18 protein-coding genes and 1 pseudogene are annotated in these 21,886 nt (G+C 65.9%); 14 read left to right on the top strand and 5 right to left on the bottom strand.

What is annotated here, in order from left to right:
* The 4 genes and pseudogenes from ABZW16_RS35730 to ABZW16_RS35715 all read left to right on the top strand — a co-directional run.
* A pseudogene (locus ABZW16_RS35730) lies at nt 1-229 on the top strand (ABC transporter permease); the annotation flags it as partial.
* A 32-nt stretch (nt 230-261) separates the two neighbouring features.
* Nucleotides 262-984, top strand: coding sequence for an ABC transporter ATP-binding protein (locus ABZW16_RS35725; protein WP_354960545.1), 723 nt, complete (start codon nt 262-264; stop codon nt 982-984).
* 54 nt (nt 985-1,038) lie between these two features.
* Complete coding sequence (locus ABZW16_RS35720; protein ID WP_354960544.1) at nt 1,039-1,890, top strand: hypothetical protein; 852 nt, start codon at nt 1,039-1,041, stop codon at nt 1,888-1,890.
* 16 nt (nt 1,891-1,906) lie between these two features.
* Nucleotides 1,907-2,125 carry a hypothetical protein gene (locus ABZW16_RS35715; protein WP_354960543.1) on the top strand — a complete coding sequence of 73 codons (219 nt, stop codon included), beginning with the start codon at nt 1,907-1,909 and terminating at the stop codon, nt 2,123-2,125.
* A gap of 360 nt (nt 2,126-2,485) precedes the next feature.
* Here the strand turns inward: ABZW16_RS35715 and ABZW16_RS35710 are convergent, their stop codons facing one another.
* The gene (locus ABZW16_RS35710; RefSeq protein WP_354960542.1) at nt 2,486-3,397 is read right to left on the bottom strand and encodes a LysR family transcriptional regulator; all 912 of its coding nucleotides are present in this window, start codon (nt 3,395-3,397) and stop codon (nt 2,486-2,488) included.
* A 140-nt stretch (nt 3,398-3,537) separates the two neighbouring features.
* Between ABZW16_RS35710 and ABZW16_RS35705 the strand changes: the two genes are divergently transcribed.
* Together ABZW16_RS35705 and ABZW16_RS35700 are read left to right on the top strand one after the other, a co-directional pair.
* Nucleotides 3,538-4,968 (top strand): MFS transporter, encoded by a 1,431-nt coding sequence (locus ABZW16_RS35705; RefSeq protein ID WP_354960541.1) that lies wholly within the window; start codon nt 3,538-3,540, stop codon nt 4,966-4,968.
* Nucleotides 4,965-5,711 (top strand): 3-hydroxybutyrate dehydrogenase, encoded by a 747-nt coding sequence (locus ABZW16_RS35700; protein WP_354960540.1) that lies wholly within the window; start codon nt 4,965-4,967, stop codon nt 5,709-5,711. Before ABZW16_RS35705 ends, ABZW16_RS35700 begins: the two co-directional genes overlap by 4 nt.
* A 26-nt stretch (nt 5,712-5,737) precedes the next feature.
* On the opposite strand, the gene ABZW16_RS35695 is transcribed toward ABZW16_RS35700, so the two are convergent.
* Entirely contained in the window at nt 5,738-6,331 is a 594-nt protein-coding gene (locus tag ABZW16_RS35695) for a TetR/AcrR family transcriptional regulator (protein WP_354960539.1), read from the bottom strand.
* Nucleotides 6,332-6,423: 92 nt separating this feature from the next.
* On the opposite strand from ABZW16_RS35695, the gene ABZW16_RS35690 reads away from it, so the two are divergent.
* The 8 genes from ABZW16_RS35690 (at nt 6,424) to ABZW16_RS35655 (ending at nt 17,318) form a co-directional block, all read left to right on the top strand.
* Entirely contained in the window at nt 6,424-8,025 is a 1,602-nt protein-coding gene (locus tag ABZW16_RS35690; RefSeq protein WP_354960537.1) for a carboxyl transferase domain-containing protein, read from the top strand.
* Nucleotides 8,026-8,030: 5 nt separating this feature from the next.
* Complete coding sequence (locus ABZW16_RS35685) at nt 8,031-10,073, top strand: acetyl/propionyl/methylcrotonyl-CoA carboxylase subunit alpha (protein ID WP_354960536.1); 2,043 nt, start codon at nt 8,031-8,033, stop codon at nt 10,071-10,073.
* Entirely contained in the window at nt 10,070-11,230 is a 1,161-nt protein-coding gene (locus ABZW16_RS35680) for an acyl-CoA dehydrogenase family protein (RefSeq protein WP_354960535.1), read from the top strand. The genes ABZW16_RS35685 and ABZW16_RS35680 overlap by 4 nt, the downstream gene beginning before the upstream one ends.
* Complete coding sequence (locus ABZW16_RS35675; protein WP_354960534.1) at nt 11,227-11,721, top strand: MaoC family dehydratase; 495 nt, start codon at nt 11,227-11,229, stop codon at nt 11,719-11,721. Before ABZW16_RS35680 ends, ABZW16_RS35675 begins: the two co-directional genes overlap by 4 nt.
* Entirely contained in the window at nt 11,718-12,530 is an 813-nt protein-coding gene (locus tag ABZW16_RS35670) for a CoA ester lyase (protein ID WP_354960533.1), read from the top strand. The genes ABZW16_RS35675 and ABZW16_RS35670 overlap by 4 nt, the downstream gene beginning before the upstream one ends.
* A gap of 34 nt (nt 12,531-12,564) precedes the next feature.
* Entirely contained in the window at nt 12,565-14,505 is a 1,941-nt protein-coding gene (locus tag ABZW16_RS35665; protein WP_354960532.1) for an acetoacetate--CoA ligase, read from the top strand.
* Nucleotides 14,506-14,594: 89 nt separating this feature from the next.
* Nucleotides 14,595-15,881: a TetR family transcriptional regulator gene (locus tag ABZW16_RS35660; RefSeq protein ID WP_354960531.1), complete on the top strand. Its 1,287-nt coding sequence runs from the start codon at nt 14,595-14,597 to the stop codon at nt 15,879-15,881.
* Between the two features lie 177 nt (nt 15,882-16,058).
* A complete protein-coding gene (locus ABZW16_RS35655) occupies nt 16,059-17,318 on the top strand; it encodes a TetR/AcrR family transcriptional regulator (protein ID WP_354960530.1) in 1,260 nt (419 codons plus the stop codon).
* 40 nt (nt 17,319-17,358) lie between these two features.
* On the opposite strand, the gene ABZW16_RS35650 is transcribed toward ABZW16_RS35655, so the two are convergent.
* The 3 genes from ABZW16_RS35650 to ABZW16_RS35640 form a co-directional block, all read right to left on the bottom strand.
* A complete protein-coding gene (locus ABZW16_RS35650) occupies nt 17,359-18,231 on the bottom strand; it encodes a type IV toxin-antitoxin system AbiEi family antitoxin domain-containing protein (RefSeq protein WP_354960529.1) in 873 nt (290 codons plus the stop codon).
* A gap of 176 nt (nt 18,232-18,407) precedes the next feature.
* Nucleotides 18,408-20,204, bottom strand: a complete 1,797-nt coding sequence (locus tag ABZW16_RS35645) for an FAD-dependent oxidoreductase (RefSeq protein WP_354960528.1) — start codon at nt 20,202-20,204, stop codon at nt 18,408-18,410.
* 349 nt (nt 20,205-20,553) lie between these two features.
* On the bottom strand, nt 20,554-21,678 hold the full coding sequence (locus ABZW16_RS35640) for a serine hydrolase domain-containing protein (protein ID WP_354960527.1): 1,125 nt from the start codon (nt 21,676-21,678) through the stop codon (nt 20,554-20,556).
* Nucleotides 21,679-21,886: the final 208 nt, after the last annotated feature.

Below are 21,886 nucleotides of genomic sequence, written 5' to 3'. Positions count from 1 at the left end.
TGCCATCGCACAGGCGGCAATCGTGCTCACCGCCGGTGTCGCCGTCGGCCTCGGCATCACCGTCACCGCGGCCACCTTCATCGGCGACGCGCTGCCCTTCGTCCTCAGCTTGTCGACCACCCTGCTGCCCGCGGCGGCCCTGATCGTCCTCGGCCTGCTCGGCGCGGCCTTCGCCCTGCGCTTCCTGTTCACCACCGACCCGCTCACCGCGCTCGGCGCGGCCCGCTGACCTCTCGGAGACCCCACATGACCACCGCGACCATGACAAAAACCGCTCTCACCGTTAGCGAAACAACCCTCACCTATCCCGATGGCGCGGGCCGACTCACCGCACTGAACCAGGTGAACCTGCACGTTCCCGGCGGCACCATCGCGGCCATCACCGGCCCCTCCGGCTCCGGCAAATCCAGCCTGCTCGCCGTCGTCTCCACCCTGATCCGTCCCGACTCCGGCCATATCACCCTCGAAACACCGTCGGGCACAGTCGATCTCGCCGCACTCACCCGTCGCGAAGCCGCCGCCCTGCGCCGCTCGTCCATCGGCATCGTCTTCCAACAGCCGAACCTCATTCCCGCCCTCACCGCCGTCGAACAACTGGAGGCCATGTCACACCTCGGCCAACGCCTGTTCACCTCGCCGGCCCAACGCCGCGAAACCCGCAGCAAGGCAATGGAATTACTCGATTCGGTCGGCCTGGCCGACCAGCACGCCAAGCGCCCCGCCCAACTCTCCGGCGGCCAACGCCAACGCGTCAATATCGCCCGCGCCCTGATGAACGATCCGGCCCTGCTGGTCATCGACGAACCAACCAGCGCCCTCGACACCGAACGCGGCGCCGCCGTAATCGACCTGATCCTCACCGTAGCCCGCACCCACGCCGCCGCCACCCTCCTGGTCACTCACGACCGCACCCACCTCCACCGCATGGACGCCGTCTACCGCATGGTCGACGGCACCCTGTCCCCCGAACCCCCCACATCCTGAAACCTGCTCTCCTGAACGGTTTTTCCTGTCGGTTCCCACCGCTACCGTGCCCCCATGCCCAGCGTCCTGCACGAAGTGGTAATCGACCTGTTCCGGCAACGCCCCCAATTGGCCGCCGAACTATTGGCCGATGTGCTGGACACTCCGCTACCCGAATTCGACCACGCCCGCCTGGAGTCGGGCGACTTCCCCGATATCGACCCCACCGAGTACCGCGCCGACACCGTCGTCGTCCTGGCGACCGGTACCACTCCGGTGCTCGGCGTCGTCGTCGAGGTTCAGCTGAAGCCGGACGGTGACAAGTACTGGAGTTGGCCGGTATACCTGACCACCCTCAGAGGCCGCATCCGCTGCCTGACCGTCCTGCTCGTCCTCTGCCCGAACGAGCGCACGGCCAACCACTGCCGCAAGCCCATTTCAGTCGCCCCGGATTTCACGCTCAGACCTGTCGTACTCAGTCCACAAGATGTCCCCGTGGTCACCGACCCGCAGGTCGCGGCCGACAATCCGGAACTCGCGGTGCTGTCGGCCATTGCTCATCGCAACCATCCCGAACGGAATGCAATCCTGACCACCCTCGCCGCGAGCGTGTTCCCCGCGCCCCGCGGCGAGATGTACATTGACCTTGTAGCGGCCATCTTGCCCAAGGCGGCCCGACACTTCTTGGAGAGCCTCATGACGACCGGCACCTACGAATACAAAAGCGAGTTCGCCCGGCGTTACTACTCCCAGGGCGAAGCCAAGGGCGAAGCCAAAGCTCTGCTCAAGATCCTTCACAAACGAGGCCTCATCGTTTCCGAAGCCCAGGCCGCCGAGATCCACGGATGCACCGACGTCAGTCGGCTCGACACTTGGCTCGATCGTGCCCTGACAGCCGACACCGTCGACGAAATTTTCGTCGAATAGCTCCTTCAAGGGCCTTATGTCGACCACCGGAACGTCCAAATACAAGAGTGAATATGCCCGCGGCTACGAGGCTCACGGTAAGGCCGAAGCACTGGTGATGATCCTCGAAGCAAGAGGCTTGATGATCTCTGAAGGGGACAGGGCGCCCGTGCTGGAGTGCACGGATCAGGACCAACTCGACATCTGGATCAAGCAAGCCGCGTTCGTCGCCGCTGCCGACGACCTCTTCGGCTGACGGCCCCGAACCAGCCTGGGAACACGGTCTCGACACGATCATCATTGCCCAGCCGAACGCATTGCACCCCTTGACCTTCGGAAGGTCAAGGGGTGCAAGGGGATTCAGGGTCAGGGCTGGCCGGTGAAGTAGGCGATGCCTGCGCCGATCAAGGGTTGACCGCCTACGGCCAGGAAGCCGATGCCTGCGCCGATGGCGACGGTGGCCATAGTCGCACCGAGTACATCGAGGCTTTCCGCGAGGTGTCAACCCGACCGCTACCGTTGCGGCGCGCATCACATTTCGATAATGCGAGCTATCAATAACCGACGGTGCACGCCGAGTTGTCAAGCCCGACAGCACATTCCATCGCCGATACCATTACTCCGACAAGCCGAGCAGCATATTCCGCTGCTCCCGAACCCGAACCTGAATCGCGTCCACCACTGCCGCCACCTCCGGCCTGCGCAACGTCTCGGTGCGGATGACGAGCCAGTAGGTGAGCCGAACCGAGACCTCCTTGCGGAGCACCCGGACCAGATCGTCATGACGGTCGGCCATGAAGCAGGGCAGCAGACCCAGACCCGCGGCCGCACGAGTCGCCTCGACATGTACGAAAACATTTGTGGACGTGACGGATTCGCGCATGGCGGGCGCGAAACTGTTGGCCAGATCCAGATCGTCCACCTGGAGCATCGAATCGATGAAGTAGACCAGGGAGTGCCGCGCGAGATCGCCGATGGCCGTTGGAGTTCCGTGTTCGCGCAGATAGTCGCGGGAGCCGTAGAGCCCGAGGCAGTAGTCGGCAAGCCGAATCGCCTTGGCGCGGTGCACCTGTGGTTCACCGACCACCACTTCGATATCGAGACCCGAACGCTGCTGGGAGGCACGGCGGGTCGCGGCGACGATCTCGACGGCGATCTTCGGATGCCGCCGCTGCACCTCGGCGGCGGCCGGTGCGGCCAGATAGGCACTGAATCCGTCGGTCGCCGAAATCCGGACCACCCCCTCCAGCACCCGAGTGCCGTCGGCATCGGTGGCCAGCGATCTGACCGCCGATTCCACCGCCTCGGCCGCGGCGAGCGCCTCGCGCCCGAGATCGGTGAGCTCCCACCCGCCGGTCACCCGGGTGAGCACGCGGCCGCCGAGCGTCCGCTCCAGTGCGGCGATGCGGCGGGAGATGGTGGTGTGGTTGAGGCCGAGTTCCTCGGCGGCGGTGACGAAGCGCCCGGAGCGCCCGACGGCGAGCAGAACCAGCAGATCGTCCGCGCTGGGATAGGCAGCCGGAGTCATTTCTGCATTCTTGCAGACACGCACTGCACAACTGGTTATTGCGGCCGCAGATATGTGCACGAATACTCGTGCTGACCACGCAATGTGGGGGCCGTCACATTCACAACATGATGTGGCCCCGGTCATGAAGGAGATGTTCGATGAGCGTGCGCAGTGCAGTGCGGCCGACCGGTGATCCCGGCGGTATACCGGCCGGTCTGAGGCGGGTGGTGGCCGCCTCGATGGCGGGCACCGTGGTCGAGTGGTACGAGTTCTTCCTCTACGGCACGGCTGCGACGCTGGTCTTCAGCAAGGTGTTCTTCGCCAAGGGCACCAGCGATCTCGACGCCATCCTCGCGGCATTCATCACCTACGCCGTCGGCTTCGCCGCGCGCCCGCTCGGCGGCATCGTCTTCGGACACTTCGGCGACAAGTACGGCCGCAAGAAACTGCTGCAATTCAGTCTCATCCTGGTCGGATCGTCGACCTTCCTGATGGGCTGTCTGCCGACCTTCGCCCAGGTCGGTTACTGGGCACCGACACTGCTGGTCGTGCTCCGGTTCATCCAGGGCTTCGCGGTCGGCGGCGAATGGGGTGGTGCGGTGCTGCTGGTTGCCGAACACAGTCCGAGCCGCAGCCGCGGTTTCTGGGCGAGTTGGCCGCAGGCGGGTGTGCCCCTCGGCAATATGCTGGCGACGGTCGCACTGCTGGTGCTGACCTCGACGCTATCGGATGCGGCGTTCCTGAGCTGGGGCTGGCGCGTCGCGTTCTGGCTGTCCGCGGTGGTCGTACTGGTCGGCTACTACATCCGCACCAAGGTCACCGACGCACCCATTTTCGTTGCGGCACAGCAGGAAATCGCACAGGTCAAGGCGAATTCGCTGAGCGTGGTCGAGGTACTGCGGCGCTACCCGCGCGGTGTCCTCACCGCCATGGGGCTGCGGTTCGGCGAGAACATCCTCTACTACCTGGTGGTCACCTTCACCATCACCTATCTCAAGGTGCAGGTGCACGTCGACACCAAGGTCATCCTGTGGTGGCTGCTCGCCGCGCACGCCGTGCATTTCGTGATGGTTCCGCTGGCGGGCAGTCTCTCCGACCGCTTCGGCCGGCGGCCGATCTATCTGATCGGCGCGCTCACCGCGGGCACCTGGGGTTTCTTCGCCTTTCCGATGATGGACAGCGGCCACAATGCGATCATCATGGCCGCGATCATTATCGGCCTGGTATTCCATGCCTTCATGTACGCGGGACAGCCCGCGATCATGGCCGAGATGTTCCCCACCCGCATGCGGTATTCCGGTGTTTCCCTCGGCTATCAGGTCACCTCGATCGTCGCCGGATCGCTCGCACCGATCATCGCCGTGCGCCTGCTCAACACCTACAAATCCGCGGTACCCATTGCCATATATCTGGCGGCGGCCGCCGCCGTCACCGTCGTTGCGGTCCTGTTCGCCCGCGAGACGAAAGGTATCGCGCTGGAGGGTATCGACAACGCGGATGCGGAAAGCCTGGCAAACCAACCATCCCCGGCAGCCATCCCGGCAGCGCAGGTCGCGCAGGCCGACACCGTAAGAGCGGAGCTCACATGAGTGATCTGACCGGACGTTCCGCACTGATCACCGGCGGCGCGAGCGGCATCGGCGCCGCCTGCGCCAGGGAACTCGCGGCACGCGGGGCCACCGTCACCGTCGCCGATATCGATGACATCGGTGCGAAGGCATTGGCCAGCGAGATCAATGGAAAGGTCTGGGCGGTAGACCTTCTCGATGTCACCGCACTGGAAGAGCTCACCTTGGATGTGGACATCCTGGTGAACAACGCCGGTGTGCAGAGCATCAACCCGATCGAGGACTTCCCGCCGGAGCGGTTCCGGAATCTGATGACCCTCATGGTCGAAGCGCCGTTCCTGCTCATCCGCGCGGCCCTGCCGCGGATGTACCAGCGCGGCTTCGGCCGGATCATCAATCTGTCCTCGGTGCACGGGTTGCGGGCGTCGGAGTACAAGGTCGCGTATGTGACCGCCAAGCACGCGCTGGAGGGCCTGTCCAAGGTGACCGCGCTCGAGGGCGGCCGGCACGGCGTCACCAGCAATTGTGTCAATCCCGGCTATGTGCGAACACCATTGGTGGACAAGCAGATCGCCGACCAGGCCAAGGCGCACGGCATCGACGAGCAGCAGGTGCTGGAGCAGGTGCTGCTCACCGAGAGTGCGATCAAACGCCTGGTGGAGCCGGCGGAGGTCGCGTCGCTGGTCGGCTGGCTCGCCTCCGCCGATGCGGGCATGGTCACCGGTGCGTCCTACACCATGGACGGTGGGTGGACCGCACGGTGATTCCGGCGGGCCCGGGCCGGACCGGCCTATCCGAAGGCCGACAGCGCCATGCGACGCAGGACCGGCCGGGCCCGGGTGGCGGTGGCATCGGTGGCACTGTGCGGGGTGGAGTTCATCAACCCGAAGCCCGCGTGCGCCTGCACCCGCGCGGTCTCCTCCGGCAGTTCCGGATGCACCTCCCGCAGCACCGCCACCCAGATCTCCACGTACTGACGCTGGGTGCGACGCAGTTCGCGCCGCGGACCGGACGGAACATTGTCCAGGTCGCGGTCCTGGATCCGAATGAGTTCGGGCTCGCCGAGCGCGAAGTCCAGATGGAAGTCGACCAGCCCGTCCAGTGCCTCCTGCGCCGATTCGGTCCGCGCCACCACCGCCTTCCCGCCGTCGAGCAGCCGCTGGCTGACTCCGACCAGCAGTTCGACCAGCAGCGCCTCCTTATTCGGGAAGTGCCGGTAGACCGCGGGCCCGCTGATCCCGACGGCCGCGCCGAGGTCGTCCAGGCGCATGCCGAGGAAGCCGCGGTCGGCGATGAGCCGGGCGCCCGCATCCAGCAGTTGCCCCCTTCGCTGCAGTTTCAGTTGTTCCCTGCGGGTGAGCGCGACGGCGTCGGTGCTGGTCACACGCGCTCCTTTCTGCACACCTGGACATCTCGGTTAATCAACATTAACCTGAATTCCAGTTATCGGCGACTAACTGGATGGCAGGACGGCGTATGACGGTGACCGAACAGGTCGGAGTCGACAACCGCACGGCGCATGTGGCGCTGCTGGCAGATCTGCGTGCCCGGCTGGCCACGACGGCGCTCGGCGGGCCGGCGAAGGCGCGCGAGCGGCATGTGGCCCGCGGCAAGCTGCTGCCCCGGCAGCGGGTGGATCAGCTGCTCGATCCGGGCAGCCCGTTTCTCGAACTCTCGCCGCTGGCCGCGACCGGGATGTACGACGACGAATGCCCCGGCGCGGGGATCATTACCGGCATCGGCCGGATCTCCGGGCGCGAATGCGTGATCGTGGCCAATGACGCCACGGTCAAGGGCGGCACCTACTACCCGATGACGGTGAAGAAACATCTGCGCGCCCAGGAAGTCGCGCTGCAGAACCAGCTGCCCTGCGTCTATCTGGTCGACTCCGGTGGCGCGTTCCTGCCGCGCCAGGACGAGGTCTTCCCGGACCGGGAGCACTTCGGCCGCATCTTCTACAACCAGGCGACCATGAGCGCCAAGGGCATTCCGCAGATCGCGGCGGTACTCGGCTCGTGCACCGCCGGTGGTGCGTATGTACCGGCGATGAGCGATGAGGCGGTGATCGTGCGCAATCAGGGCACGATCTTCCTCGGCGGACCGCCGCTGGTGAAGGCGGCGACCGGTGAGGTGGTCACCGCCGAGGAACTCGGCGGCGGCGAATTGCATTCGCGCACGTCGGGCGTGACCGATCACCTGGCCGAGGACGATCAGGACGCGCTGCGCATCGTGCGCCGCATTGTGGCCACCCTCGGCCCCCGTCCGGCCAGCCCGTGGGAGGTGACGCCGACCGTCGCGACTGCGAAGCCGGAATCGGAGCTGTACGACGTGGTCCCGGTCGATCTGCGCACGCCATATGACGTCCGCGAGGTCATCGATCGGCTGGTCGACGGCGGTGCCAATGGCGACGGCGGATTCCACGAATTCAAGGCCGAATACGGCAAGACCCTGGTCACCGGATTCGCCCGCATCCACGGACATCCGGTCGGCATCGTCGCGAATAACGGCGTGCTGTTCAGCGAATCCGCTATGAAGGGCGCACATTTCATCGAGCTGTGCGATAAGCGCAAGATTCCGCTGCTGTTCCTGCAGAACATCACCGGTTTCATGGTCGGACGTGACTATGAGGCGGGCGGTATCGCCAAGCACGGCGCCAAGATGGTCACCGCGGTGGCGTGTGCGCGGGTGCCGAAGCTCACCGTGGTGATCGGCGGATCATATGGCGCGGGCAACTATTCGATGTGCGGACGCGCGTATTCGCCGCGCTTCCTGTGGATGTGGCCCAATGCGCGCATCTCGGTCATGGGTGGCGAACAGGCCGCCTCGGTGCTGTCGACGGTGCGCGGGGATCAGCTCGACAGCTCCGGACAGCCGTGGTCGGCCGCGGACGAGGAGGCATTCAAGGCGCCGATTCGGGAACAGTACGAATATCAGGGCAATCCGTACTACTCGACCGCGCGGCTCTGGGATGACGGCGTTATCGACCCCGGCGACACCAGAACCGTGCTCGGACTTGCCCTTTCGGTGTGCGCGCAGGCGCCGCTCGAACCCGTTTCCTACGGCGTCTTCCGGATGTGATCGCGATGATGAACAAATCCCATCCCATTGAATTCGACACCGTGCTGGTCGCCAATCGCGGCGAGATCGCGGTGCGGGTCATCCGCACCTTGCGCACCATGGGTATTCGCTCGGTCGCGGTCTACAGCGATGCGGACGCACAGGCCAGGCATGTGCGCGAGGCCGATACCGCGGTGCGCCTCGGCGCGGCCCCGGCCAGGGAGAGCTATCTCGATATCGAGAAGGTGGTCGCCGCGGCGGTGCGCACCGGTGCGCAGGCCGTGCATCCGGGCTACGGCTTCCTCTCCGAGAATGCCGCCTTCGCCGCCGCGCTCGCCGAGGCAGGCATCGTCTTCCTCGGACCGCCCGCGAAGGCGATCGAGATCATGGGCGACAAGATCGCGGCGAAGAATACCGTCGCCGCCTTCGATGTGCCCGTCGTCCCCGGTATCGCCCGGCCGGGACTCACCGACGCCGAATTGATCGACGCCGCAACCGATATCGGCTATCCGGTGTTGGTCAAGCCGTCGGCCGGTGGTGGCGGCAAGGGTATGCGCCTGGTCGAGGAGCCCGCGGCGCTACCGGCCGCACTGGTCAGTGCCCGGCGCGAGGCGGCAGCGGCATTCGGCGACGACACCCTGTTCCTGGAGCGATTCGTCACCCGCCCGCGGCATATCGAGGTGCAGATCCTCGCCGACCAGTTCGGCCACGTGATCCACCTCGGCGAACGTGAATGCAGTCTGCAGCGGCGGCATCAGAAGGTCATCGAGGAAGCGCCCTCGCCGCTGCTGGACGCCGCGACGCGGGCGCGCATCGGCGCCGCCGCCTGCAATACCGCGCGCAGTGTGAATTACGTCGGTGCGGGCACGGTGGAGTTCATCGTCTCCGCCGATCGGCCGGACGAGTTCTTCTTCATGGAGATGAATACCCGCCTGCAGGTGGAACATCCGGTCACCGAGCTGATCACCGGAATCGACCTGGTGGAGTGCCAGGTGCGGATCGCGGCCGGACAGAAGCTCGCGTTCAACCAGGACGAGTTGCGGCTGGTCGGGCACGCGATCGAGGCCAGGGTCTATGCCGAGGATCCCGGACGCGGCTTCCTGCCGACCGGCGGCACGGTCCTGGACCTGTCCGAGCCCGCAGGCACTGGCGTGCGAGTGGATTCGGGATTGCGCATCGGCACCGTGGTCGGCAGCGATTACGATCCGATGCTCTCGAAGGTCATCGCGCACGCGGCCGACCGCGACGCCGCACTCGCGAAACTCGATCGAGCCCTTGGCGATACCTTGTTACTCGGCGTCACCAGCAATATCGAGTTCCTGCGATTCCTGCTGGCGGATCCGGATGTGGCCGCGGGCCGGCTCGATACCGGACTGCTGGATCGCCGCGTCGGTGACTTCCAGCCCGCGGCGGTCGGCGACGACGAATTCATCGCCGCCGCGGCCTATCACTGGCTGCGGCGCTGGCCAGCGGCCCCGAGCGGGCCGTGGGATGTTCCGTCCGGTTGGCGCATCGGCGCGGCCGCGCCGACCACCATCAGGCTGGCCAGCGGTGACCGCACCGAACACGTATATCTGACCGGCTCCCCCGATGCCGCCGAAGTACACCTCAACAGTAGCGAATCCGCCTCGCTCAGTGCCGAATTCACCGGAGAAGCTTCCGGAGTGCTGGTCCTGACGCTGGGCGGCCTGCGCCGGGACTACCGCGTCGCCGAATACGACGGGCAGCTCTGGGTCGCCGGACCATCCGGTGTCTCGGTGCTGCGCGAAGTGGCCGAGGTGAATGTCCGCGGCGGTGCCGAACACGTCGGTGACGCCGAGATCCGCAGTCCCATGCCGGGTTCGGTGATCGCGGTGCCGGTCGACAATGGCGCCACCGTGGCCGCGGGCACGCCGGTCGTCGTGGTCGAGGCCATGAAGATGGAGCACACCCTCACCGCACCGGTCGCGGGCACCGTCGAAGTCCTGGTCGAACCGGGCACGCAGGTCCGCCTCGATCAGCCGCTGGTGCGCATTGCCGCGGCTGCCACCGAACCCGAAACCGCCGAGCGAGAAGGAACTTCCGCATGACCGAGTTTTTGTCCACCGGCACCCTGCCCGAGGAGTACCGCGACCTCGCACTGACGGTGCGTGATTTCGCCAAGTCAGTGGTCGCCCCGGTCGCCGCCGAACACGATGCGAACCACACCTTCCCGTATGAGGTCGTCGCCGGTATGGCCGATATGGGCCTGTTCGGTCTGCCGTTCCCCGAGGAGTACGGCGGCATGGGCGGCGACTACTTCGCACTGTGCCTGGCGCTGGAAGAACTCGGCAAGGTGGATCAGAGCGTCGCGATCACCCTGGAGGCCGGTGTCTCGCTCGGCGCCATGCCCATCTACCGCTTCGGCAACGATAAGCAGAAGCAGGAATGGCTGCCGCAGCTGACCAGCGGGCGCAAGCTCGCCGCGTTCGGGCTCACCGAACCCGGTGCGGGCAGCGATGCGGGTGGCACCAGGACCACCGCGGTCGCCGATAGCGGCGAATGGATCATCAATGGCAGCAAGCAGTTCATCACCAACTCCGGCACCGATATCACCACACTGGTGACGGTGACCGCGGTGACGGGCCAGTCGGGCGGCAAGAAGGAGATCTCCACCATCCTCGTCCCAACCGACACCCCCGGCTTCGTGGCCGAACCCGCCTACAACAAGGTCGGCTGGAACGCCTCGGACACCCATCCGCTGAGCTTCACCGACGTCCGGGTGCCCGAGGAGAATCTGCTCGGCGAGCGCGGTCGCGGTTATGCCAACTTCCTGCGCATTCTCGACGAGGGCCGGATCGCCATCGCGGCGCTCTCGGTGGGCGCGGCCCAGGGCTGCGTCGACGAAAGCGTGCGCTACGCCAAGGAACGCGAGGCCTTCGGCCAGGCCATCGGCCGCAACCAGGCCATCGCCTTCAAGATCGCCAGGATGGAGGCGCGGGCCCACGCGGCCCGCACCGCCTACTACGACGCCGCCGCACTCATGTTGGCGGGTAAGCCGTTCAAGAAGGAGGCCTCGATCGCCAAGCTGGTGGCGAGTGAGGCCGCGATGGACAATGCCCGCGATGCCACCCAGATCTTCGGTGGCTACGGCTTCATGAACGAATACGCTGTGGCCAGGCACTATCGCGACAGCAAGATCCTCGAAATCGGCGAGGGCACAACAGAGGTGCAGCTGATGCTGATCGGGCGGGAGTTGGGCCTGTGAGCGACGCCGACGCCACGCGCCGGGTAGTACAGCGCGGTCTGTGGTTCGACGAGTTCGAGATCGGCGTCGTGTACGAGCACCGGCCGGGCCGGACCATTACCGAGGCCGATAACGTTCTGTTCACCACGCTGACCATGAACACCCAGGCGCTGCACCTGGATGCGGCGTTCAGCGAGCAGCTGGCACCGTTCCACCAGCGGCTGGTGAATTCGATGTTCACGCTGTCCACCCTGATCGGCCTCTCGGTCGCGCAGCTGACCCAGGGCACGATCGTGGCCAACCTCGGCTTCTCCGAAATCGCCTTCCCGAAGCCGCTGTTCCACGGCGACACCATGTACGCCGAGACCGTGGTCACCGATAAGCGCGAATCGAAGAGCCGTCCCGGCGAGGGCATCGTCACCTTCGCCCATACCGCGCGCAATCAGCACGGCGATATCGTGGCCACCGCGATACGCAAAACGCTGGTGCGCAAGGAATCGAGGCCAGCATGAGTTGGCAGCTACCGGGACCGGCCTGGCTGTTCTGCCCGGCCGACCGCCCCGAACGCTATGCGAAGGCCGCCGCGGCGGCCGATGTGGTGATCATCGATCTCGAAGACGGTGTCGCCGCCGGGGATAAGGCGGGCGCGCGTAGGGCACTCATCGATACCCCACTGGCTCCGGAAACCACCGTCGTCCGGATCAATGCCGTCGGCACCGACGAGCACGCGTCTGATCTCGCGGCGCTGGCCCGCACCGAATACCGGCGGATCATGCTGCCGAAGGCCGAATCCGCCGAACAGCTCGGCTCGCTCGCCGACTACGAGGTGATCGCGCTGATCGAATCGCCGCTCGGCGCCGTCGCGGTCGAGCGCACGGTGCTGGCGCCCAATGCGATCGGGGTGATGTGGGGTGCGGAGGATCTGGTTGCCGGACTCGGCGGCAACTCCAGTAGACATGCCGACGGCGGCTATCGCGATGTGGCACGGCATGTTCGGTCGAGCACACTGCTCGCGGCCAAGGCGTACGGGAAGTTCGCGCTCGACTCGGTGTTTCTGAACATTCGCGATCTCGACGGACTGCGCGCCGAAGCACTGGACGCGGTCGCGGTCGGCTTCGATGCGAAGGTGGCGATCCATCCGAGCCAGGTGCCGGTCATCCGGGCCGCCTACGCGCCGTCGACGGATGAAATCGACTGGGCCCGAAGGGTACTCGACGAGGTGCCGAAGCATCGCGGCGTCTTCGCCTTCGAGGGCCGCATGGTCGATGCCCCGGTGCTGCGGCATGCCGAGCAGATCGTGCGGCGCGCGAACCACACCTGATTTCCGAAAGATATTCAGCCAGGAGGTTACTGCGGTGCAACCACAATGGGTGCCGACCGAATCCGATATCGCGGAGGCGCGCATCACCGACTTCGCCAGATTCGTCACGGCGCGCACCGGAGTGTCCGCGCCGGATTACCGGACGCTGTGGCAGTGGTCGGTCGATGATCTGCCCGGATTCTGGGGTGCGCTGTGGGACTACTTCGAGCTCGGCCCGGTCGCGGGCGACGTGCTCGCGAGCGCCGAAATGCCCGGTGCGCACTGGTTTCCGGGTACCCGGCTGAATTATGTGGATCAGGTTGTTCGGCAGTTCCGCGCCGATCGCCCCGCCATTGTCGCGGTGACCGAGGACGCTGCGGTGCGCGAGGTGTCCTGGAGCGAATTGATCGACAGCACCGCGGCCTTCGCGCGCACGCTGCGCTCGCTCGGTGTGCGCCCGGGTGATCGGGTGGCCGGATATCTGCCGAATATTCCGGAGACGGTGATCGCCTTCCTGGCCACCGCGAGCATCGGCGCGGTGTGGAGCGCGTGCGGCCAGGACTATTCGCCCAAGGCGGCGCTGGACCGGCTCGGCCAGCTCGAACCCACCGTATTGGTCACCGCCGATGGCTACCGCTTCGGCGGCAAGACGCACGATAAGCGCGAGGATATCGCGGCGCTGCGGGCCGGACTCGATACGGTGCAGGCCACCGTGGCGGTCTCCCAGCTCGGCCTGCCGGTGCCGGACGCGCTGTCCTGGACCGAGGCCACCACCAATACCGAGGCCGCCGTCATCGAGACCGAGACCGTCGATTTCGACCATCCGCTGTGGGTCGTATTCTCCTCCGGCACCACCGGACTGCCCAAGGGCATTGTGCACGGCCACGGCGGCGTGCTGCTGGAACACCTCAAAGCCGTTGCGCTGCAGGCCGATATCGGTCCCGATGACACCTTCTTCTGGTACACCAGCCCGAGCTGGATGATGTGGAACTTCCAGATCGCCGGGCTGCTCGTCGGCGCGACCATCGTCTGCTACGACGGCAGCCCCACCTACCCCACCCCGGATGCGCTGTGGCACATCGCATCCCAGGTGGGCGCGACCGTGCTCGGCACGAGTCCGGGCTATGTGCTCGCCTGCATCAAGGCGGGTGCGGTGCCGCGCACGGACCACGATCTGTCCGCGCTGCGGCAGGTCGGCATCACCGGGTCATCGCTGCCGCCCGCATCGGCGGTGTGGTTGAGCGAGAACGTCGGTGACCACGTCCAGGTCGCCTCGATCAGCGGCGGCACCGATGTGGTCTCCGCCTTCATCGGTGGCGCGCGCACGGTGCCGACCTGGCCCGGTGAGCTGTCCGCGCCCTATCTGGGTGTCGCGCTGGAGGCATTCGACGCCAACGGCAAGCCGGTGCGCGACGAGGTCGGCGAACTCGTCATCACCAGGCCCATGCCGTCCATGCCGGTGCGCTTCTGGCGCGATGCGGATGGAACTCGTTACCACGATGCGTATTTCGATATGTTCCCCGGCATCTGGCGACACGGCGACTGGATCACCATTACCGATCGCGGCAGTGTCGTGGTGCACGGCCGCTCCGATTCCACCCTCAACCGGCACGGCATCCGCATGGGCAGCGCCGATATCTACCAATCCGTCGAACGGCTCCCCGAAATCACCGAGGCCCTGGTCATCGGCGCCGAACAACCCGACGGCGGCTACTGGATGCCGCTGTTCGTCACCCTCACCCCCGGCACCGATCTCACCGACGACCTGAAGACCCGCATCAACACCACCATCCGCACCGAGGTCTCCCCCCGCCACGTCCCGGACGAAATCATCCTGGCCCCCGGCATCCCACATACCCGCACCGGCAAAAAGCTCGAGGTTCCCATCAAGAAACTCTTCCAGGGCGCCGACCCGGCCCGCGTCGTCGAACGCAGCGCCGTCGACAACCCGGACCTGCTGGACTGGTACGCCGCCGTCCGCCCGCGGTCCGCATAGCCAGACAATGCACGGCGGACGCCCCACCTGGGCAAATCAGACCGACCTGGACAGCTCGGTGAACTGAGGTGGTCGTTACGATGTCGGGCATGGGTGTCGACAATCGCCGTACGGCGCGCAAGGTCAGCGGCGACTCGGCACCGCGAGAGATTCGGCGCAGGCCGAAGAATCGGCGGGCCCAGATCGCGGCGGCCTCGGCGGCCGCCTTCGGCGCGCTGGGCTATCACGGCGTGAGCATGGACGATATCGCCTCCGGGCTCGGCATCAGCTCCGCCGCGCTGTACCGGCACTACCCGAGCAAGTACGCGCTGTTCCGCGAGGAATTGCTGCGGGTGGGGCGGGCCATGACGGAATCGGTCGAGCTGCCGCAAGAGGCGGCGGGCCCGGGGATGGCAGCCGACGGAGTCGGCAGGGTGGGTGAACCTTGGTCGCCGGAGCGGCGGCTGCGCCATGTGCTCGACGCGCTCATCGGCGTCACCATCGAGAACCGACCGACCATCACCCTGGTGCGTTGGGAGGGCCGCTATCTCGAGCCGGAGGATCTCGCGGTCCTCACCGAACAGCAGCTCACCGTCGTCGGCGCGATCGGCACGCAACTGGGCGCGCTGCGACCGGAACTCGCGGAGGACGACCTTCGGGTACTGCGCGCCGCGCTGCTGAGCGTGATCACCAGCATTGCCGATCACCATGCCACCCTGCCCGCGAAATCCCTTGCCCGACTGTTGGATTCGGCCTGCTGGTCACTGGTGCCCGCCGACCTGCCCGCAATCGAGGTGGATGCGGAACTGCCGGTGGCCGCGGAGATTCCGGATTCGTTCAAGCACGAGCTGTTGCTGCGCAAGGCCGTCGAACTCTTCCACGATCGCGGCTATCCGAATGTCAGTGTCGAGGAGATCGCCACTGCCGCAGGGCTTTCCGCGGCATCGGCGGTGTACCGATTCTATCGCGGCAAGAGCGATCTGCTCGCCGCCGCGTTCCGCAGGGCCGCCGACCGGGTCTCTGGCGCGATCGGTCCGGCGGTGGCGGCCGCCCCCGACTCCGAGGCGGCGCTGACCACACTGATCGAGCAGTACGTCGAGGGCTCGTTCACCGAACGGGCACTGACCTTCGTGTATTACACGGAGTTCCAGCACGTTCCGCCCGAGGAGCGCACGGTGCTGCGAAATATCCAGCGGCTCAGCGTCGAAGAGTGGGCGCGGCTGCTGCGCGAGGTCCGACCGGAGCTCTCGCCCGCCGAGGCCCGATTCCTCATTCACGCGGCGTTCGCATTGGTGGTCGATCTCGGACGGACCTTCAGTGCCGAACCGATCGCCTCCCCGGCCCGGGTTCGATTGCTCATGCAGCTCGTCCTATTCGGCCGTCCGGCCCGCTCGTAGTCCTTCGATATCAGGCCTTGCCGACCGCAGTTATGTTATCAACTATTCTAATTGTTTTGAGCATAAGATAGCGACGTGAAAACCTAATTACAGGTATCTTTGTGATCTTCCGTTCAATTCAATTTCAGCAGTGGGAAGATCTGCATAGCAAGCGTCCGATTGGGCTAACATCGCGGAATGGATGCCGAGGACCGTCGCGCAACGGAGGACGCGAGCGCAGATCGCGCCACTCGGTCGCGTGCGGTACGCCGTCGACCGCGCGACCGCAGGGCGCAGATCGCCGCCGCCTCCGCCGAGGCCTTCGGATCATTCGGCTACCACGGCGTGAGCATGGAGGACATCGCCTCGCGCCTCGATATCAGCTCCACCGCGCTCTACCGGCACTACCCGAGCAAGTACGCGCTATTCCGCGAGGAAGCGCTGCGGTTGGCCGCGCTGAGCACCGAGGCCGTACACCTGCCGGAGCGGCTGCGCAACCGGCCCGCCGCCGAACGCCTCGACCACATCCTCGATGCCCTGATCGCGGCCTCCATTGCCAACCGCCGCAGCGCCGCGCTGCTGCGCTGGCAGAACCGCTACCTGGCGGACGCCGACCGCCAGATCCTCATCGATCACCTGAAAGCCACCGATGCGGCGGCCCGCGACCTGCTGGCGCAGATCCGGCCCGAGCTGCCGGCCGGGGATCGGGGGGTGTTCTCCGCCGCCGCGATGAGCGTGATCGGCAGCATCTCCGATCACCAGGTCGCGGTTCCGGTGCGCGCGCTGACGGCCCTGCTGCGCTCGGCCTGTGACGCGGTCATCGCATGCGAGCTGCCCGCCCCCGGCGATGCGGCCGAACCCCTTGGGGCGAAAGAGGTTCCGCTCACCTTCAAACATGAGCTGTTATTGGTGCGGGCCATCGCACTGTTCCATGAGCACGGGTATCCCAATGTGAGCGTGGAGGATATCGCCAATGCGGCGGGCCTGCCCGCCTCCTCGGCGGTGTACCGCTTCTACCGCAGCAAGGGCGATCTGCTCGCGGCGGCGTTTCGCCGTGCGGCGGAACGGGTTTCGGCGGCCATCGGGCCCGCCATCGCGGCATCGGAACGTCCGGAGCAGGCGCTGGGCACCCTCATCGAGTTGTACGTGCAGGGCTCGTTCGCCGAGCGCGAGCTGACCTTCGTCTACTACGCGGAGATCAGCAATGTGCCGCCGGAGGATCGCACCGTGCTGCGCAATATCCAGCGGCTCAATGTCGAGGAGTGGGCCAAGCTGCTCATCGGCGTCCGGCCCGAGCTGTCCCCCGCCGAGGCACGGGTGCTCGTCCATGCTGCGCTGGCCCTGGTGGTCGACCTCGGCCAGTGGCTCGGACCCGACAATCCGCTCTGCTCACAGCAGCGGGTTGCGCACCTGATGCAGGTCATCCTCTTCCGCCAGCCCAAGAGTTCGCGACCGTAGTCGAAAGGTCGGTCAAGCGGCTCAAAGAGCGACCAGATGACTACGCTCGGCGCGTGGCTATGGCTTGGCGGATGGGTTCGGTGAAGGTGTGGGGGTGTTGGTAGACGTGGGGGGCGGCGGTGTAGAAGATGGTCCAGCCTTGGGTGGTTAGGGAGTTGTGGCGGGGGTTGTCGCGGACGGCTGCGGGTTCGCCGGAGTGCCAAGTGGCGCTGTCGTATTCGAGGCCGATTTGCCATTGGCGCCAGCCGAGGTCTATGCGGCGTGGACCGTCCTGTGTTTGTACCTCCAGTTGTGGCTCGGGGTGGGGGAGGCGCGCGTCGATGCAGCGCAGGCGCGTGCGCGACTCCATGGGGGATTCCGCTCGGCAATCGGCTAGTGTAATCAACTCGGCCGCTTGTCTGCAGCCGCGCCTGCCCGCCTGCCTTTCGATCTCAACACCCAACTCCGCACGCGAGAGCCCTTGGCGCAGGGCCAGATCCAGGGTCGCCAGCGCGTCCATCCGCGGCAGTGCACGGGCCAGATCCACACATGTCCGGGCAGCGTTGGTTGTTACGATGCCGTTGATCGGCTCCAGCTGTGCGGGGTCGACCCGATCACGGTGCACGATCAGCCGCTGCGACCTCGATGCCTGAATGCCGAGCACATGGGTGAGGCCATCGTTGATCACCGAAAACCCGTGCAGCTCAGCAGCAGTGTGATACGAGGCCGCGAGAAAGGTCAGGCCCATCGAAAGCCGCGCCGCCGCCACACGCAGCGTCACTGACGATGGTGTCGTCGCCTCCCGATACACCCCGTGAAAGACCCGGACCCACTCGCCGCGCGCCAGCAGAGCACGCAACTCGGCACGCGTGTACTCCAAAAATACCTGCCGTGTGGTGAACACGCCGAACTGCCGGTCGCAGAACTGCTCCAATTCTGGTCGCATCCACCCAGCATCAACCACCCCGCCCACCCCACACCCCGCCCACCAGCACCTCTACCCACCCTGTCCACACCCACCACCCTGTGGATAGTTCGCTGACGGTAGTCAAAGGGCGGCTTGTGCACTGTGTTCTAGCGACCATCTGACTACCGTCGACTGGGGCATGGCTAGCGGGTGGGGTAGCGGCGGTCGATGACGTCGAAGATGTTGGGCTGGCCTGCTTTGTAGAGTTCGCGGTCGATGAGTTTGAGGGGGTCCCAGAGGGGCATCGTGAAGCGGGGGGTGATGGTGGCGGGTGCGGAAGGGGAGCCGGAGGCGTGCAGGATGGCGTTGGCGGCGAGGCGGCCGCCTTCGTTGGCGCCCTCCATGCAGGCGACGTTCATACCGGTTTTGATCCAGTCGCCGGCCAGGAACAGGTTGTCGATGGCGGTACAGGCGTCGGGGCGGTCGGACCAGGAGCCCGGATTCTGGATGAAAATGGCGTCGTCGTAGCTGATCTCGGGGGTGCCAGCACCGGTGAGGGCGGGGTCGATCATCCAGGAGTGCAGCATATCGTCGGTGAGCTGGATGTCGCCGTCATCATCGACGTGCGCCTTGATCTGCGCCCAGGTTTCGCGGGCGATCTCCTCGGGTGTGCATTGTTCGGCGCTCTTGCGGTTGAAGGTGCCCGGCTCTTCCCATTCGGAGATGATGGCGGAGAGCACATCCTGGACGGTGCCGTCGCCGTAGGTGGTCAACGGGCGCCGCCAGAACTGGGCCTCACTGATCGAGGTCAGGCCCCAGGGGGCGTCGTTGTAGCCGACGTGGCCGTTGGCCAGGTCGACGCGTTCGCGCAGGAAGAACTGGATGCCGACCATCCAGGCGGACTGGAGGTTTCGGATGCGGTCCAGAGTGGGGTCGGCGGCGGATAGGTTGTCGGAGAGCACGTCCGGGAATTTGTCGAGTGGGATCGCCGAGAGGTAGTAGTCGGCCTCGACCGTCTGGCGGGCACCGCTCCGGTCGGCCACGGTGGCCGCGGTGATGTGTGCGCCGTCGCTGCTGAAGCCCGAAAGGCGTTGGCCCAGTTGGAAGGTCACGCCGATCGAGCGCAGGTAGTCGATCCACGGGTTGATCCACGTCTCGGTAGTCGGACCATTGAGTACGCGGTCATTGCCCTTGCCGTCGGTGTCGTTGTTGAGGTTCAGCAGCGACCAGACATACTCCTCGCCGACCAGGCCGATCGAATGTGCGCTGCAGTTACGGGATTTGGTGGCGACGAGTTCGCGAATGAAACCGTCGCCGAGGAAGCGGTTGTACTCCGGGGACGAATTGTCCAGGCGCGCGAAATCGGTCCAGGTCATTCGCTCCCACTGCCCGAATTTGCGCTCGGTGCTGCTCGAGACGTAGACGGCCAGGCGTTCCGCGGCGAAGACCGCCTCGGGCAACGGCAGGCGGAACAGCGACTCGAAGACCGAGGCGACGGAATCGATGAATCCCTGTGGAGTCATGGGAAATTGGGAGAACGGTAGCGGGAACGGCAGGGGCACGGTGAGGTTGTGCCGATTCATGCCCGCGATCATCGCCGCATTGAGGCGGACCAGGTTGTCCCATACGCCGTTCGCATTGCCGGGGAACGGGATTCGGCGCAGCGTATCGGGCAGATTGTGATAGAAGCCGAAGAAGCTCCGGAAGCCGTGTTCACCGGGCAGCTGGCCGCCGCCGGAGTCGGTGTAGATGCTGCGGGTCTTACCGCCGAAAGCATCGAGTTTCTCGTACACCGTGACGGCGAATCCGCGCTCGACGAGTTCGTGCGCCGCGGTCAGCCCCGCGGGGCCCGCACCGAAGATGGCCACCGACCGGCCCGGCTGAGCACTGGCGCGGCGGCCGGTGGGCGCCAGGGTCATTGCGGCGGCGACTCCACCGGCCAGGGCGGCATTCTTCATGAATGTGCGTCGCGAGTGCGACGGGTACGGCGTCTGCTGCATTGCTGAATCTCCCGACCATCCGGCCCGCACGTTCCTGTGCGCCGCGCAGGCATCCTGCATTGCCGCAGTATGTTACTGAAGATTCTTATCGAACGTGGGCGATTTAGCACATGCAGCCAGCGCCGCCTCCAGATACCTCCAGCCCCGAAGCCGGGGTCTGCCGAACGTAGCCGAATGGTGGTCGCCAGGCCGTGTTCGACAGCCATATGACTACGCTCAGCGAGCAGCCGGAGGGGGTAGCGCAGCAATCCAGCTGGACGGGGCTGGGGTGAAGATTGGTTGCGAGTGGCTCGAGATCAGCTGGTCTCGGACTGGGTCGCCGGCGTGTTGATGTTGGTGGGGATTCTGTCTATCGACAGAGGGCGTGCGATAGCATGGCGGTCTGATCGGGCTGTTGTTTCGGCGGCTTGGTGTAGGCGTAGGTCACTGCTCGGCCGTCCGGTGTCGCGCCGGATATCGTGAGGTAGCCGTAGATGCCGCCGGTGTGTCCGACATACTCTGCGCCGCACGGCAAATGGGTGGAGCCGATGCCGAGTCCGTAGGACATGTCGAGCATTCCCATCGGCACACCGTCGCGCATCTCGCGCAGCTCGGCCGCGGGTACCACCTGTCCGGCCAGTAGCGCTCGATAGAAGCGATTCAGATCGTCGCCGGTGGAGACCATCCCGCCCGCACCCCACGGCAGCGAGGGTTCGATGCGCGACACATCGGTGATCACGCCGTCGATATCGGCGTACCCCTCGGGATGTGGCCCTCGGATATCGAGCTCGCCCGGCCCCGGCAAGTAGGTGTCATCGAGCCGCAACGGCTTCAGGATGCGTCGGTTCAACTCATCGACATATGGTGCGCCCGTGACCCGTTCGATGAGCACGTCCGCCACGATGTAGTTGGAATTGCTGTACTCGAACCGCGCACCCGGCGCGAAATCCGCTGGCCTGCTGAGGATTATCGCGATCTCCTCCGCGGGCGTCATGATCCGGCCTTCCAGGCCCGCCCGATATTCGTCGATGCGCGGGTCTTCGGCGAACTCCGGCAAACCGCTCTGGTGCCGCAGGATCTGACGCACCGTAATCGCCCGCCCATCGATCCCATCGCCCCGCAACAGCCCCGGCAGATACGTATCCACCGGCTCGTCGAGCCGAACCCTGCCCTCCGCCACCAACTGCAGCACCACCGCACTGGTGAACGTCTTGCTGACACTGCCGATCCGCACCCGCTGCGGCGGTGCCGTCGGAATCGGCGCACGGGTGCCGATATCGGCGACACCACTGGTGAGCGTCACCGTCTTCCCGTTCTCGGTCAGCGTCGCGATCATCCCGGTGACCCCACCCTCCACCTCCTGATCGATATCCCCCTGCACCACCCGAATGCGGTCCTCCGACACGCCCTCCGACGCATCCGTCTCCGCATCCTGCGCACATCCCACGAGTAGAGCAACCAAACCAGCAGCAATACCTATCTTCACGACCCGCATACCTCGACGGTAGGGATCCTCCCCAGCCCCACGCATCGGGGTCGGTCCCTGAGGCCACACCCGGGGAGGCCCCCTAGTACCACCGGGTGATTGCGTGTTGGCCGGACCCGGATCTAGGAGACTGCTGAATAAGCGGGTTTGGGGGTGGGAAGAGCGCCGGCAAGGTCGTCTGTGCGGTGTGTGAGGTCAGGCCCTCGTGAGGGTCGAC

The organism is Nocardia sp. NPDC004604, from assembly GCF_040609795.1.
Classification (GTDB): domain Bacteria; phylum Actinomycetota; class Actinomycetes; order Mycobacteriales; family Mycobacteriaceae; genus Nocardia.
This window is presented reverse-complemented; position numbering and strand designations above follow the sequence as displayed.

Coding starts and splice junctions, on each gene's coding strand:
- ABZW16_RS35705 (WP_354960541.1), top strand. CDS start 3,538: ATGAGCGTGCGCAGTGCAGTGCGGCCGACCGGTGATCCCGGCGGTATA.
- ABZW16_RS35655 (WP_354960530.1), top strand. CDS start 16,059: ATGGATGCCGAGGACCGTCGCGCAACGGAGGACGCGAGCGCAGATCGC.
- ABZW16_RS35680 (WP_354960535.1), top strand. CDS start 10,070: ATGACCGAGTTTTTGTCCACCGGCACCCTGCCCGAGGAGTACCGCGAC.
- ABZW16_RS35715 (WP_354960543.1), top strand. CDS start 1,907: ATGTCGACCACCGGAACGTCCAAATACAAGAGTGAATATGCCCGCGGC.
- ABZW16_RS35670 (WP_354960533.1), top strand. CDS start 11,718: ATGAGTTGGCAGCTACCGGGACCGGCCTGGCTGTTCTGCCCGGCCGAC.
- ABZW16_RS35725 (WP_354960545.1), top strand. CDS start 262: ATGACAAAAACCGCTCTCACCGTTAGCGAAACAACCCTCACCTATCCC.
- ABZW16_RS35645 (WP_354960528.1), bottom strand. CDS start 20,204: ATGCAGCAGACGCCGTACCCGTCGCACTCGCGACGCACATTCATGAAG.
- ABZW16_RS35660 (WP_354960531.1), top strand. CDS start 14,595: ATGGGTGTCGACAATCGCCGTACGGCGCGCAAGGTCAGCGGCGACTCG.
- ABZW16_RS35690 (WP_354960537.1), top strand. CDS start 6,424: ATGACGGTGACCGAACAGGTCGGAGTCGACAACCGCACGGCGCATGTG.
- ABZW16_RS35720 (WP_354960544.1), top strand. CDS start 1,039: ATGCCCAGCGTCCTGCACGAAGTGGTAATCGACCTGTTCCGGCAACGC.
- ABZW16_RS35640 (WP_354960527.1), bottom strand. CDS start 21,678: ATGCGGGTCGTGAAGATAGGTATTGCTGCTGGTTTGGTTGCTCTACTC.
- ABZW16_RS35685 (WP_354960536.1), top strand. CDS start 8,031: ATGATGAACAAATCCCATCCCATTGAATTCGACACCGTGCTGGTCGCC.
- ABZW16_RS35710 (WP_354960542.1), bottom strand. CDS start 3,397: ATGACTCCGGCTGCCTATCCCAGCGCGGACGATCTGCTGGTTCTGCTC.
- ABZW16_RS35700 (WP_354960540.1), top strand. CDS start 4,965: ATGAGTGATCTGACCGGACGTTCCGCACTGATCACCGGCGGCGCGAGC.